Raw genomic sequence first — 13,676 nt, forward strand, 5'->3', positions numbered from 1 at the left:
CTCAGCGCCAAATCAGTTCGGCGTACCTGCTGTTTTTCTCGCGAACTAAGTTCTGAGTTCGCAGATTCGAGCTCTAAATTCCTAAATCCGGTCCAGGGTTTTCTGGATCAGGTCGTTGACCACGGCTTCGGCATTGGGCGCAAACTCGCCGGTGGCCCGGTTGGCGACAATGGCATTGAGCGACACTACCTCGTGGCCCAGCATCCGGCCCAGGGCGTAGTAGCCGGCCGTTTCCATCTCGAAGTTGGTGAGGCGGAACGTGCCTTCGGCGCTTTCGTAGCGAAACTGCTGGTACTGGCTGATCAGGTCGGGCAAACGCAGATCAAGGCGAAGCACCCGGCCCTGAGGGCCGTAGAAGCCGGGGCAGGTGAGCGTATTGCCACCAATCATGCCGACGCCCAGCTGCTCGCGCAGCAGGTCGGAGCCGCGCACGCAGTACGGGCGGTAGGGCAGCTGCAGGGCCTGCTGGATGCCGGTGGTTACTTCCACCTCCAGCCCGGTTTCCACCAGCGGGTAGAACTGCATCAGCGAGTCCAGGCCCACGGCGTGCTCGGTTACCAGGTGAGAGCCCAGGGGGATGTCAGCCTGCAACGAGCCGCTGGTGCCTACGCGCACGATGCGCAGCGTGATGCGCTCCTCCAGGGGCCGGGGCTCCCGGGTTACAAAGTCGATGTTCACCAGCGCATCCAGCTCGTTGAGCAGAATGTCGATGTTGTCGGTACCCATTCCCGTGGAAATCACCGTCAGGCGCTTGCCCTGGTAATAGCCCACATGGGTCACGAACTCGCGCTTGTGAATCTTGGTCTCAACCGAGTCGAAGTGCTGACTGATGAGCGGCACGCGCTCCGGGTCGCCGACGGTGATGATGGTGTCGGAAATGTGGTCGGGCAGCAGGTTCAGGTGGTAAATGCTACCGTCGCGGTTTAAAATCAGCTCCGATTCGGGAATAGGCATGAGTTAGGGTTTTGATTGTGAGAGTGGAAAGGTGCTGAATGCAGAGTCTGGAAAACGTTGTCATCCTTGATCTAGCGTCCGGCGGCAGCCGAAGGACCTTATCAGGGTTGAACGATAATCGTAACAACGACTCGTTCCCCAGTGCTAAGGTCCTTCGGCTTACGCCGGACGCTAGATCAAGGATGACAGACGTTTTGATTTTTACGGCTACTGCGGCCGGGCTGGGGCCTTATACGAGAGCAGGGCCTGCTCGGGGTTGTAGTGGTTGCTTTGCTTTGGATACAGGCCCGTACCGTCGTAGGGGCGCTTATCGGGATGCTCCTGGCAGGTGGTGGAGCAGGCCCCGGCCAGCGTCTCGCCGCAGGCTTCGCACAACGCCACGTGGGCGTTGCAGTGCGGATTGGCGCAGTTGATGAGTCGGTCGGAAGGCGTGCCGCAGCTGTAGCACTGCGAAATAACGGTCGGGTTCACGCGGTTCACGTCCACGGCCACGCGACTATCGAACACGTAGCACTTGCCGTCGAAATCTTCGCCGCCTTCTTCCAGGCCGTACTTGATGATGCCGCCGTGGAGCTGGTACACGTTCTCGAAGCCCTGCTCGAGCAGAAACGCGCTGGCCTTTTCGCACTTCACGCCCCCGGTGCAGTACGTCAGGATCTTCTTGTCCTTGAACTCTTCCAGGCGCTTGACGCGGTCCGGAAAGTCCCGGAAGTTCTCGATGTCGAGCGTCACGGCGTTCTTAAAGCGGCCCACGTTGTACTCGTAGTCGGAGCGCACATCCACCACCACCACGTCGTCGCGGTCCTTGAGGGCCTTGAACTCCTGGGGCGAGAGGTGCTGCCCGGTTTTCTCGTGGGGCCGGACGTGGTGCAGGCTGCTGTGCACGATTTCGGGCTTCACGCGCACGTGCAGCTTTTGAAACGTGTGCGCGGCCACCGGCTCCACCTTGAATTCCAGCGCCGCAAAGCGCGGGTCGGCCTTGACTGCACGCATGTACTCCTCGCAGTCGGCCGTGCGGCCCGATACGGTGCCGTTCAGCCCTTCGGCCGCCACGATGATGCGGCCCAGCAGGTTCAGCCGCAAACACAGCCGGTGATGCTCTTCGCGAAACGCATCGGGGTCAGCCAGGGGCGTGTAGCAGTAGTAAAGCAGAACGCGGTAATCCATTCTTTTTTCAATTAGTAATTAAGAATTAGTAATTAAGAATTGATGCTTTCGCAGCTGGTAGGGCCACTGAAACAATTACTAATTCTCAATTACTAATTACTAATTAAACTTTGGAAGCGGGGTTGCCGAACACGGTCTGGCCGGCCGGCACATCGGCCACGACCACGGAGCCGGCCCCGATACGGGCTTTGGCCCCGATAGAAACGCCGGCTACGATGATGGCGCCCGGACCGATAAAGGCCTGATCCGCTACTTTTACCTCGGCGTTGACGATGGCGCCGGCGCCCACCTGCACGTAGTCGCTGAGCTCCGCGCGCACGTCCACCACGGCATTGGGCCCAATCAGGCAGCCGTTGCCCATCTTGCTGTTGGTTGATACCACCGCGCCGGCGCCGATGAGGTTGCCGTGGCCGAGCCAGGCGTGCTCCGATACGCTGGCCCGGGCGTGAATGGCATTCACCGGCACGGCCTCGTACTCGTCGCGCAGCATGTTGGTCAGGCTGCGGCGGCTGGCGGTGTCTTCGGTAGCCACGAACACCTCGCACTTCTTGCCCAGCAGCTTGAGCAGCTCCTTGTCGTCGGTGTTGCCCATTACGGGAATGTTGTTCAGCTCGGTTTGCTGGAGCTTGGCATCATCGTCGAGCAGGCAGTACACGACTACATCGTTGCTGAGAAAGGCGTCGAGGGCGGTAGTTCCAATGCTCTGAGCACCGAGGATGATAACGGGATTTTCCATACGCAGGGTAAGCGCGGTCAGGACCGCGCGGTTCTAAAATGCAAAGATACGGCGCGGCCCGGCCGAGGCCAAGCTTTCCGTAATCACCAGGATGGCCGGGCTTAAAAAGGCCAGCGCCGCAGCCACCGGGTCACGTACGCATTCTGCACCAGCACCAGAAACGGCAGCACCCCGGCCCGGTAGCGGTTGAGCGTACCCAGGTTGGGCGTGGAAAGGCCAATGAGGGTAAGTACCACCACGCAGTAAAACAGCAGGGCAACGACCACCGCAAAGGGCAGCGGCCCCGTTTTGCCGCCCAGCACACTTGCCAGCGTGAGGGCCAGCAGCAGCAGCAATACTACGTTCTCCACGGCTGCCACCACAAACAGGGGGCTGGCGCTTTCGCCCGGAAACGGCCGGAACAGGGCGCTGAAAAAAGCCTCTGGAGCGTTAACAGCCATGCTCTCCGCCGTTGGAGCCAGATCCTTAAACTCGATGTGGGGCCGGTCCCGGGAATCTGCCAGCAGCTCGGTATAGTTGTGAATCAGCTGGTTGCTGAACTTATTAAACCGGAACACCGGGCTCACCTCCCCCGCCAGCCAGCCGCCCAGCAAGGGGACCAGCAGGAAGATCAGGACCTGCAGCCAGCGCTGCTTGGCGGTACCCAGGAGCTGAAAAAAGCGCACCAGCGCCAGCCCGGCCAGGCTTACAAACAGAAATGCCGCGAAAAAGAAGCGCATCTTAAATACCAGCGTGGCCAGCACCAGCGCCCCCAGGGCCAGCCAGCCCGACTTTCCCGTGGGCCCGTACAGCCAGCGCACCACCACCGCTACTAGGCCGGCCGCGCTACCCAAAAGCAGACTTTCCTTGGTGATGCCGCTGGCCCAGTAAAGCACCGAGGGCCACAGCAGAAACGCCAGAATTGCTCCCACCCGGGCTTCTGGGAAGTACTGCGTCACGCACCGCACCAGCAGCCAGCACCCCCCAAAGCCCAGCACCGACAGGTACAGGCTGTTCAGCCACGTGTTGCCCAGCGAAGCCAGGTTCAGGACCGAAAGCACCTTCATGATAAAGAAGGTGTTTGAGTGGCCGTGATAAACCAGGGAGTAGCTTTCGAACTGAAAGGAGTCGCCCCAGAGGGTGTGCAGCCACCCCCGGGGCTCGGCCCAAAACTGCGCGGTGAGCAGCCGGGCCCACCGCTCGAACTGCAGAGCGTCGCCTTCGTTTTTCAGCAGCACCATGGCCGCATTCAGCCATCCGGCCAGAATGCGCAGCGCCAGGGTGGGCAGCAGGTAGCGTCCCAGTTCCGGCACCTGCCGCTCCCGCCGGAGCCAGCGGTACAGGCCGTACAGAAAGGCGGCATTGAGGGCAAGCGCCAGAACTATCTTCACCGGGCCGAAAGCTTGTTTTGGCGCAAGATACGGCTCCCGATGGCACACTGCAGGCAGCGCCTCGGCTGGCAGTAGCCGCGCTGCAGAGCCACCAGCCCCTGGGAGTCCGCCGCCGACCGGTTAGCAAAGCCGGCTTCCCGATACGCATCCGTGAATTGGTTGTGCTCGGCAGGCAGGCTTTCGAGCAGTCCTACTATGGCTTCTACGTCATCAGGCCGGCCACTATGCGCCGCATATGCCAGCCGCAGCGGCACCACCACGTTTATAATCAGCAGATTCAGGCTGCTTTTTCCAAGCTCGCCTACTTTGCCCGGCCGCATGGGCATGTAGTGGCATTTCCAGTAGCCGGAAACCGGGGCCCGAAAAAACTGCTGCAGGGCCGGCACATCCGCCGCGGTGAGCAGGGCCTCAAACCAGGCCGGCCGGGCACTCAGCAACGCGGCCAGCTGAGCCAGCCGGACCGTCGGGAAATTAGCTGGGCGCAGGCGCAGAAAATTCCAGTCGTGGGCTGAAAGCTGCGCGAAGCCCAGGTCGTACTCGTAGTACTTATGGCAGAGAAACTCGTATTCGCGGCGCAGCTTCCCCAGGTACTCGTCCTCCTCCGGGGTAGCTTCCAGCAAGCCGGCCTGTCCGAATACCAACGCCTCGGTTTGCAGGGTATTGTGGCGGTGGCGGCGCAGGAGCGGCAGTGGCAGGGCCTTGGCCAGCCGGGTCATGGCCTCGCCGTTTTTCTTGAATCCGAACCCGGCCGCCAAGGCATGAAACGTGGTGGCTTCCCAGTCGCCCTCCAGACTCCGGTGCAGGGCCGATAGTACCGCCGCCTTCTGCTCCAGCCGCTCCATCAGCGCCCGGGTTACCATCGTGGTTTGCGTCAGGCCCGGCACCTGGGTTAGCAGCGGGGCGCAGGGCAAACCGAGCGGGGGAGCGTTCAGCAGGACTGCGTAGGAATCCAGGGTTTCTGCAAACACCCGGTTGCCCACGTCCAGGGTTGGAATAGTAGTACCATTGGTCCGCTGCACGGGTTGATCGGCCCGGTGTACGACGTGCAGCACGACCTGGTCGTATCGGGGGTCGTGCTGGTGGTCGTGACGGTGCCAGTCGGAGGCGCGAAGGTGAATTTCAACGGCCCCGTTCCACTCTACCTCCCCGATCCGGACCCGGGCCTGGAGAAAGTCGGGTCCGGCATCGGCATTGCGGTAGCCGGGGCGCAGCACCACAATGGGCTCCCCATCAGTGGTAGTCAGGTTCGTCTTGTCGAAATACTGCTGCTGCCAGAGGTAATGAATAAAGTCTTCCTGCATGATAATAATGGAGTTAAGAAATACATAGACACGGTCGTATTAAGCACGGTAGCAGCTGCCATAACCTGATCACTTAGTCAGCAGGCAGGGTTAAGCTAGGCATTCAAAATCTGATATTCAACATACCAGATTAAAAAAAACCAAACCTGTGTAACGCAGACCGGCCCGCCTCTTGCGAAGCGGGCCGGTCGGACAGGCCGATCAAGCAGGGTTAGCGCAGGTCAATGACCTTTACGCCCTTGTACTTGTTTTTGTCGAAGGTAAATGTGGTAGCGTCGACGGGGGGGTTGGGCTGAAATTTCTTGATGGTGAAGGTATAGCGGTTGCCGCCCTTCTTGAACATCTTCCAGCTTTTCACCGAGCGGTCTTTTTTGCTGACCGTCAGCCGAACCTTGAACACGGGATTGTTGCGGTCTTCGGGCGTGAGCTCGATAACGTCGCAGGCTTCACCGCCCACCTTTTCCTCCTGAATGTAGGCGTACTTGTAGCCCTTCTTATAGAGCGTGTAGATCTGGGAAGGTGAAATCTCCTGCTCATCGGGGTCGTAGTCGGAGATGTTGACTTCATTTTCGGCCTTCATGTATGTCCACATGGTGGTGCCGTTGTTGATGACTTCCTGGCCACTCATTTTCAGCCGGAACTTCTGGCCACTGACGGTGATGTCGCCGGTGAGGTTTTCCTTCACCTTATTGGCGTCGTTCTCCAGGGTCTGGGTGAACGTCGCCTTAAAGGCTTTCATCGCCTGGTAACGCGCACTCATTTGGTCCAGCACCTTGGCGGCCTTGGGATCCTGCTGCGCCGAAGCGGAGTAGCTCAGGGTGAACGTACACAGGAGCAGGGCGAGTAATTTTTTCATTTGAAAAGATAAAGGGAGCATTGCTGAGGAGATACCAGCCGGAAAGGGTCTGGCTGAAAAGCCTACGACAAGCTGTGCTCGTCGGTTCTTTAAGCTTTCGGCAGGGTATTCAATAATTGCTCCAAACTGTACTCATCCGGAATTAATACCTCCCGGGCTTTGCTGCCCTCAAAGGGACCTACAATACCGGCGTGCTCGAGTTGGTCGATCAGGCGGCCGGCGCGGTTGTAGCCCAGCTTCAGGCGGCGCTGCAGCAGGGAGGTGCTGCCCTGCTGGTGCGTGACGATAACGCGGGCGGCTTCCTCGAACATACTGTCGCGCTGGGCCGGGTCCATGTCTTCGGCGTCACCGTTGCCCCCACCCGATTCCCCGGCCACTTCCGGCAGCTGGTAGGCTTCCGGGTAGCCCTGCTGCTCGCCGATGAAGTCGCACAGGCGGTCCACCTCCGGGGTATCGATAAAGGCGCACTGTACCCGAATAAGGTCGGAACCGGCCGAGAAGAGCATGTCGCCCTGCCCCACCAGCTGATCGGCCCCACCGGTATCCAGAATGGTACGGGAGTCAATTTTACTGGTCACCTTGAACGAGATGCGACAGGGAAAGTTGGCTTTGATGATACCGGTAATCACGTTCACGGACGGGCGCTGGGTGGCCACAATCAGGTGAATGCCGATGGCACGGGCGAGCTGGGCGAGGCGGGCAATGGGCGTCTCCACCTCTTTGCCCGCCGTCATCATCAGGTCGGCCAGCTCGTCGATGACCAGCACGATGAAGGGCATGTAGCGGTGGCCCTTCTTGGGGTTGAGGCGGCGGGCCACAAACTTGCCGTTGTACTCCTTCAGGTTGCGGCAGCCGGCGTCCTTGAGCAGGTCGTAGCGCCGGTCCATCTCCATGCACAGGGAGTTGAGCGTGTTTACCACCTTCTTGGTATCGGTGATGATGGGCTCCTCGGTGCCGGGCAGCGTGGCTAGGAAGTGGCGCTCGATCTTGTTGAAGATGCTCAACTCCACCTTTTTTGGGTCGACGAGCACAAACTTAAGCTGGGAAGGATGGCGCTTGTACAGCAGGGAGGCCAGAATAACGTTCAGACCAACTGACTTACCCTGGCCCGTGGCACCGGCCATGAGCAGGTGAGGCATCTTGGCCAGGTCGGCCACAAATACCTCGTTGGTGATGGTCCGGCCAAAGGCAATGGGCAGGTCCATCTCGGTGTTGGCAAACTTCTCGGTGCTGAATACCGAGCGGATGCTTACCATCTCTTTTTTCGTGTTCGGCACTTCAATACCGATGGTGCCTTTGCCCGGGATGGGCGCAATGATGCGGATGCCCAGGGCGGCCAGGCTCAGGGCAATATCGTCTTCCAGGCTCTTGATCTTGGAAATGCGCACCCCGGCGTCAGGCACGATTTCATAGAGCGTAACCGTAGGCCCGATGGTAGCCTTGATGGAGGCGATGTTGATGCCGTAGTGGCCCAGCGTCTCCACAATCCGGTCCTTATTGGCTTCCAGCTCTTCCTTGCTGACCTGGGCCTTGGCGACGCCGTAGTCGTTGAGCAGCTCCAGCGTGGGGTACTGGTAGCGGGAAAGGTCAAGCGTAGGATCATAGTTGACGGTGGGCATCCCCTCCCCGTCTTCGTCCTCGTCGGCAATGGCGGCCATGTCGGCACCCGCGGCCGGGTCGAGTTCTCCGGTTTCCCGGTCAATCTGCAGCTCGGGCGAAGGAGCCGCAATTTCCACCTCAAACGACGGTCCCTTGGGCGCCGGAGCCGGCAGCGGGGTATTGTCATCGGCCAGATCATCCAGGGACAGCGGCGTGGGCACGCGGGTGGACACGGCCTCCGGAGCCGGGGCCTCAACGGTAAACGAAGGACCGGCCGAAGCCAAGGCGCCCCCCATTTTCAAAGCCGCGCTGGCCGCAGCGGTAGTGGCGGCAGGCGCTACGCTCATGGCCACCGCACCCGTGGCGGCAGCAAGGGCCGCGCCGGCGGGTACTATCGAGGCAGTGACGGGGGCCGGAGCTGCCACCGGACCGCTCGTGATAAAAGGCGGCTCGTCGTTTTCTTCTTCCTCCTCGTCCTGCTCTTCCACCCTAGCGGCGGCAAGCGGAGCGGCGGGCTCCACGCGCCGCAGCGTCATGCCACGGGCTTCGATGGGCTCTTCCTCTTCTTCAGCGGCAAGAGCGGCACCCGGATTAGCCGCGTGGTTTACACCAAGGCCCGTGCGGCCATAGTCAGCGGCCAACGGAGCCGCCTCATCCACCTCATCGGCATCCGCCCGGCGCAGGTTGATGCTCGTTACGTTGAAGAAGAACACCACGAAGGAAATCAGCAGAAAGGCCAGCAGCAGCACCGTGCCCCAGCCAATAAGGCTGTCGAGCCAGGTAGCGGCTTCGTAGCCAATGCCTCCGCTCAGAAAATCGAGGCCGTGGCTTGTCGGGGCCCCGGCCACCGGATCCTGCAGCGTCAGCACCAGATAGCCGAACAGCAGACTCAGCCAGCCCATGCTGAACAGGCACAAAGCCAGCACGTAGCTCAGCGACACCTCGGCGCGGCGGAACACAATTTTATAGCCCAGGAAAAACACAATGGGGATGAGTGCAAACGCAGCTACCCCGAATCCTTTGTAAATCAGAGCCTGAGCCACCATTGCTCCAATCAGCCCAAGCCAGTTGCCGGTTTCCCGGCCTGCTTCCTTAACGGACGTCGTTCCTACTGCCTCTACCACGCTTTGGTCGGCTGCCCCGGTGAGCAGAAACGAAACAAAGGCAATGGTCAGGTACAGCGAGGAAATCAGGAAAAAGAAGCCCAGGAACAGCTGAAAGCGCCGGTCCCGCAGAAACCCGAACACCTTGCTCAGCGAAGGCAGCGGCAAGGGCTTGCGGGGCGGGCGGGGAGCCTTGGGAGCTTTGGGAGCGGCTTTGCCCTCGGACGGCCGCCGGGTTTCGCGGACGGGTTCCCGGACCGGCTCGGGAGTTGCCGGGCGGGGTTGGTTCCGGGCAGGACGCGGCTCGTTGCGGCGGCCGGCCGGTTCAGTATTCTGCTTGTAGGTATTGTTAGCCATTCTCACGCGCCAAAGGTCAAATCTAGAGAATTTCAGCGGTTTTTTGGCTAATCCCCTTGTCACCATCCTGGTTTTCAGAACCGGATTCTGCTACCTCGTAAAGATAGATATGCCAATATGATCCAGGCCCGGTAAACTCACCGCGCAGCTGCAGCCCGCTCCGGGCCGGGGTAGCCAGGCGGGCCGCAGAAAGCACAAACCGTCCGCCCAGGGACTGGAACGCCGGGGCGTTGAAAGCCCAGTCCTGCACCACTTTCCCGGGCTGCTTCACCTTACCGGGCAGCTTCCCAACCCGGAAGTTTTTGCCCAGCTCGGCCGAAAACAGGTAGCAGCGGTTACCCCAGGCGTCAAAGTAGGTGCGCAGCTCCGGGCTTTTGGCCAGCTCCCCGGCAATCAGGGGTCGGAACCGGTGCTTATAAGGGAGCGGGTAATTGTTCTGGTAGGAATCCAGGGTGTAGAAGCCGTTGAGCTGAGCCACGGCGGGCGGAAATCCGAGGCAGGCCATCCGGTACTGCGCCGGAGCCAAGCCGGTTTGCCGGCGGATATTCTGCTCCACCTGCCGGAACAGGCCGGGGGCCACGTACGCTAGGTACGAGGGTTCATCGGCCCGGGGCCGGCCCGCGAGATGCCGCAGGTTAGCCTGCCACTCCGGGTTCATCATCAAAGCCGTAACCAACTGCAAGGTAACTACTAATGCGCGCCGACGGGGTGAGGTCAGCCAGCCCAGACATACCGCCAGCACCACAAACCAGAGCAGCGGGGCCAGGAAGTGGAACCGGGTCAGATTGAAGGTCCGCAGCAGCGGGAGCTTATCTTCGACCAGACCTACCAGCTGCGGGTAAAAGCCGCAGCCCAGCGCAACCAGCCCCAGAAACAGCAGCAGGGGCAGCAGCGCCCGAACTACCCTGCGCCTGCCTACCGGGGCCTGCCACAGCGCCAGCCCCACGGCCAGCAGCGCCGCGCCCCGGAAAAAACGGCTGGCGTGGTAGTGCCCCATCAGCAGGTACTGCCCGGCGCTGCGCAGCCCCGCTCCCACCCCGGGCTTGCTGAGCCGGCTTAGGTTGAACTCGACGCGGTGGGGCTCAAACTGCCGGGCAACCAGCAGGGAATAGAAAAGCGGGAACTCCACGACCAGGAATACCGCCATCAGCAGGGTTACGCCGCCGAGCATCCGCCCCGCCCCGCCCCGGGTAACCTGCCCCTGCCACCCGTCATACAGTACCCACAAGCCCACGGCCGCCACCACGAAAGGCCCGACGAAGACGAACATCGACCACAGCGGAAAAACGGCCAGCAGCGCCCAGTCGGTCCAGCGGCCCGGGCCCCGGCGCAGGTTCAGCAGGGCCAGCAGCACCCAGGGCTGACCCAATACGGTCAGGCCGTACATGGCATACACCGGCAGCACAGCCCAGGCCAGCGCGAGTGAGGCGGCCATGCCCTTATCCGTCGGCTTTGGCAGCAGGTGACGGCGCAGCAGCAGGTACATTCCCAGCAGGCCCAGCACCCGCACTACCGCCTGCTGCGCGAAATAGGCGGCCAGCGGGGGCAGCCAGGCGAAAAACCAGACCGTACCGTTCAGCCCCGACCGCAGGGCATTGCGCGGCAGCCCGTTCATAATAGGCTCTACCACCGTGGTCGTGGCGTAGTCGAGCACCACGTGGTGGCGGGCCAGCAGAACGGGAATGGTCAGCTCAACGTCGAGGTTATCGTCGATGGTGACGTAGCTCTGCTCCCCGAGCAGCACGAAGGGCAACAGGAATAGCAGCAGCCCGGTAACCGCCAGTAGCAGGGCCCGGTGCCGCAAAAACCAGCCAGGGTCGGGCGAAGAAGAAAGGAATAAGGCCACGGATGCAGAGCAAATGCCCGACAAAGCTACGCACTACCAGCCGGCCATGGTCCCGCCCCGCTAGCTGCGGGGGTGAAAGTCGGTGATGACCTGCCGCAGGTAGTCGCGGTCGAGGTGGGTATAGATTTCGGTGGTGGTGATGCTTTCGTGGCCCAGCATCTCCTGTACCGCCCGCAGGTCGGCCCCGCCCTCGATGAGGTGGGTGGCAAACGAATGGCGGAACGTGTGGGGGCTGATGGTCTTCTGGATGCCGGCTTTGGCGGCCAGGCCCTTGATGATGGTAAAGATCATCACCCGGGAAAGCCCGGCCCCGCGCCGGTTCAAAAACACGATGTCTTCGTGGCCGGGCTTGATGTCGAGGTGGCAGCGGACCCCGCTCAGGTAAAAGCTCAGGTGCTTGAGCGCGTCGCGCCCGATGGGCACGAGCCGCTCTTTGTTGCCCTTGCCCTTCACCCGCACAAAGCCCTGGTCGGCATAGACGTTGGACAGGCGCAGGTCCGTGAGCTCCGAAACGCGCAGGCCCGAGGAGTACAGCACTTCCAGCATGGCCCGGTTGCGGGTGCCCTCGTCGGTACTCATGTCCACTGCGTCAAGCAGGAGCACGATTTCTTCGTAGGCCAGCGTATCGGGCAGCTTGCGCCCTACTTTCGGAGAAGCCACGGTATCGGTCGGGTCCACCGAAATCAGGTCTTCCATGATCAGGAAGTCAAAGAAGGCCTTGACGCCCGAAAGAGTCCGCGACTGGGACGTGGCCGACATGCCCAGCTCCCCGAGCCAGGCCAGAAACCCCTGAATGATGGTGCTGGTGACCTGCTCGGGCGGAATAGTGAGCCGATTGATTTCCAGGTACTGCCGCAGCTTGCCCGCGTCGCGCACGTAGGCCTCGATGGAATGCCCCGACAGGGACTTCTCCAGCCGGAGGTAGCCCTCGAACTGCTTGATGCTGACGGACCAGTTGGCCATAAGGTGCTTGTTGGTTGTCTGTTGGTGATTGTTGTTGGTCGATAGGCTTGTGATTGAAATCTTCGACAACCATCAACAATCAACCAACAATCAATAGGCCTTGGCGTCGAAGCGCCCGTCTTTTACCGTAATAACCTGGCCCCCGGCCGAAACGGCCGTAAACCGGAAGGTGCCCGATACGATGGTGTAGCGCACCGTGACGTTGCCGATGGTGGACGTGCTGGAGCCGGCTTCCACCTTGGTGATGGTGATGCTGCCCGTCGAGGCGCCCGTCGTGGTGTAGGTATCGATACCCCCACCGCGCTTGATCCGCTCAAACCGGGCGTTGAAGCCCTCGCTCAGCTGGTAGGTGCCGGGTTGAATGACGGGCCGGGTTAAACCCAGCGTGAACTCGGTGTGGTCGGTGTTGTCGTCGTACTGCTCGGCCGATACCGTGAAGGTGGTGCCCCCGCCGGCATTGGGACTGTAACTGGCTTCCATCTTATCATCCACCGTGTGGTCGGTGTAGGGAATCCAGATTTTGTCGTCGAGCAGGCAGCCAAAGGTTTGCTTGCCCTCCTGGGTTTCGTCGGGCAGCTTCACCAGATCATCCACCTTGCAGCAGCCGCTGCCGGCCAGGAGCGCCACGGCGCAAAACATTCCGAATAGCCGGTGGCCGGCTCCTGCTCGCTTTATCATAGTGCCGCAATATACTGTTCTTCTGCCTACCGGGCTCAGCACCGCCGGCAAAATCGAAGGCCGCACCAGCCGCGGGGCGGGCAACGGCCGGCTGCAGCAAAGTAGCGGGCCCGCCTGTTACCTTTCGCCTGTTCTTCGCCCCGGGCGCCCAACCTCCTACCTCAGTCGTTCCCCATGCAAATCCTGATTATCAACGGCCCCAACCTCAACCTGCTCGGCCGCCGCGAGCCGGGCATCTATGGCACCCGCTCCTTCGAAGACTACCTGCCCGAGCTGCGCGAAGCCTTTCCAGACTTTACGCTCGAGTATTTCCAATCCAACCACGAAGGCGAGTTGATCGACAAGCTGCACGAAGTAGGCTTTACCTACCAGGGCATCGTGCTCAACGCCGGGGGCTACACCCATACCAGCGTGGCCCTGGCCGACGCCGTGGCCGCCATCGGCACGCCGGTGGTCGAGGTGCACCTGTCGAACCTGCACGCCCGGGAGGAGTTCCGCCAGAAAAGTCTGATCGGCCGCAACTGCGTGGGAGCCATCAGCGGTTTCAAGCTCGACAGCTACCGCCTGGCCCTGCACTACTTCGAGGGCCAGCGTCCGAAGCGGGTGGGCTTTAAGCGGTAGGCAGCAGACGCAACTCCCGGGAGTTGACGTTCTGCCGGCGCGAAGGTGCGCAAACCGAACAAAAACTCACTTCCCCACCTTCGCGCCACCTCCCTGTCTTTACCTTTGCGGCTTCTCCTCTGACT

The 13,676-nt window shown here is 61.2% G+C and carries 11 protein-coding genes; 1 reads left to right on the forward strand and 10 read right to left on the reverse strand.

Annotated features, from left to right (window positions below):
* Positions 1-81 precede the first annotated feature (81 nt).
* From LJY25_RS01260 to LJY25_RS01305, 10 genes are all read right to left on the reverse strand, one after another.
* Positions 82-954 (reverse strand): nucleoside phosphorylase, encoded by an 873-nt coding sequence (locus LJY25_RS01260; RefSeq protein ID WP_227606404.1) that lies wholly within the window; start codon positions 952-954, stop codon positions 82-84.
* Positions 955-1,161: 207 nt separating this feature from the next.
* Entirely contained in the window at positions 1,162-2,121 is a 960-nt protein-coding gene (trhO, locus tag LJY25_RS01265; protein ID WP_227606405.1) for an oxygen-dependent tRNA uridine(34) hydroxylase TrhO, read from the reverse strand.
* Between the two features lie 103 nt (positions 2,122-2,224).
* Entirely contained in the window at positions 2,225-2,857 is a 633-nt protein-coding gene (locus LJY25_RS01270; RefSeq protein ID WP_227606406.1) for a NeuD/PglB/VioB family sugar acetyltransferase, read from the reverse strand.
* A gap of 101 nt (positions 2,858-2,958) precedes the next feature.
* The gene (locus LJY25_RS01275) at positions 2,959-4,227 is read right to left on the reverse strand and encodes a spermidine synthase family protein (protein WP_227606407.1); all 1,269 of its coding nucleotides are present in this window, start codon (positions 4,225-4,227) and stop codon (positions 2,959-2,961) included.
* Entirely contained in the window at positions 4,224-5,528 is a 1,305-nt protein-coding gene (locus tag LJY25_RS01280) for a DUF2851 family protein (RefSeq protein ID WP_227606408.1), read from the reverse strand. Before LJY25_RS01280 ends, LJY25_RS01275 begins: the two co-directional genes overlap by 4 nt.
* Before the next feature lie 211 nt (positions 5,529-5,739).
* Positions 5,740-6,384 carry a LolA family protein gene (locus tag LJY25_RS01285; RefSeq protein ID WP_227606409.1) on the reverse strand — a complete coding sequence of 215 codons (645 nt, stop codon included), beginning with the start codon at positions 6,382-6,384 and terminating at the stop codon, positions 5,740-5,742.
* An 89-nt stretch (positions 6,385-6,473) separates the two neighbouring features.
* Positions 6,474-9,443, reverse strand: coding sequence for an FtsK/SpoIIIE family DNA translocase (locus LJY25_RS01290; protein ID WP_227606410.1), 2,970 nt, complete (start codon positions 9,441-9,443; stop codon positions 6,474-6,476).
* A gap of 22 nt (positions 9,444-9,465) precedes the next feature.
* A complete protein-coding gene (locus tag LJY25_RS01295) occupies positions 9,466-11,289 on the reverse strand; it encodes a DUF6044 family protein (RefSeq protein WP_227606411.1) in 1,824 nt (607 codons plus the stop codon).
* A gap of 60 nt (positions 11,290-11,349) precedes the next feature.
* Complete coding sequence (gene xerD, locus LJY25_RS01300; RefSeq protein WP_227606412.1) at positions 11,350-12,252, reverse strand: site-specific tyrosine recombinase XerD; 903 nt, start codon at positions 12,250-12,252, stop codon at positions 11,350-11,352.
* 90 nt (positions 12,253-12,342) lie between these two features.
* The gene (locus LJY25_RS01305; protein ID WP_227606413.1) at positions 12,343-12,930 is read right to left on the reverse strand and encodes a DUF6252 family protein; all 588 of its coding nucleotides are present in this window, start codon (positions 12,928-12,930) and stop codon (positions 12,343-12,345) included.
* 174 nt (positions 12,931-13,104) lie between these two features.
* Here LJY25_RS01305 and aroQ point away from each other — a divergent pair, with 174 nt between their 5' ends.
* Positions 13,105-13,551, forward strand: coding sequence for a type II 3-dehydroquinate dehydratase (gene aroQ / locus LJY25_RS01310; RefSeq protein ID WP_227606414.1), 447 nt, complete (start codon positions 13,105-13,107; stop codon positions 13,549-13,551).
* The last annotated feature ends 125 nt before the right edge of the window (positions 13,552-13,676 follow it).

Origin of the sequence: Hymenobacter translucens, from assembly GCF_020685205.1 — a bacterium.
Taxonomy (GTDB): Bacteria; Bacteroidota; Bacteroidia; order Cytophagales; family Hymenobacteraceae; genus Hymenobacter; species Hymenobacter translucens.

Coding starts and splice junctions, on each gene's coding strand:
- LJY25_RS01280 (WP_227606408.1), bottom strand. CDS start 5,528: ATGCAGGAAGACTTTATTCATTACCTCTGGCAGCAGCAGTATTTCGAC.
- LJY25_RS01270 (WP_227606406.1), bottom strand. CDS start 2,857: ATGGAAAATCCCGTTATCATCCTCGGTGCTCAGAGCATTGGAACTACC.
- trhO (WP_227606405.1), bottom strand. CDS start 2,121: ATGGATTACCGCGTTCTGCTTTACTACTGCTACACGCCCCTGGCTGAC.
- LJY25_RS01290 (WP_227606410.1), bottom strand. CDS start 9,443: ATGGCTAACAATACCTACAAGCAGAATACTGAACCGGCCGGCCGCCGC.
- aroQ (WP_227606414.1), top strand. CDS start 13,105: ATGCAAATCCTGATTATCAACGGCCCCAACCTCAACCTGCTCGGCCGC.
- xerD (WP_227606412.1), bottom strand. CDS start 12,252: ATGGCCAACTGGTCCGTCAGCATCAAGCAGTTCGAGGGCTACCTCCGG.
- LJY25_RS01285 (WP_227606409.1), bottom strand. CDS start 6,384: ATGAAAAAATTACTCGCCCTGCTCCTGTGTACGTTCACCCTGAGCTAC.
- LJY25_RS01305 (WP_227606413.1), bottom strand. CDS start 12,930: ATGATAAAGCGAGCAGGAGCCGGCCACCGGCTATTCGGAATGTTTTGC.
- LJY25_RS01260 (WP_227606404.1), bottom strand. CDS start 954: ATGCCTATTCCCGAATCGGAGCTGATTTTAAACCGCGACGGTAGCATT.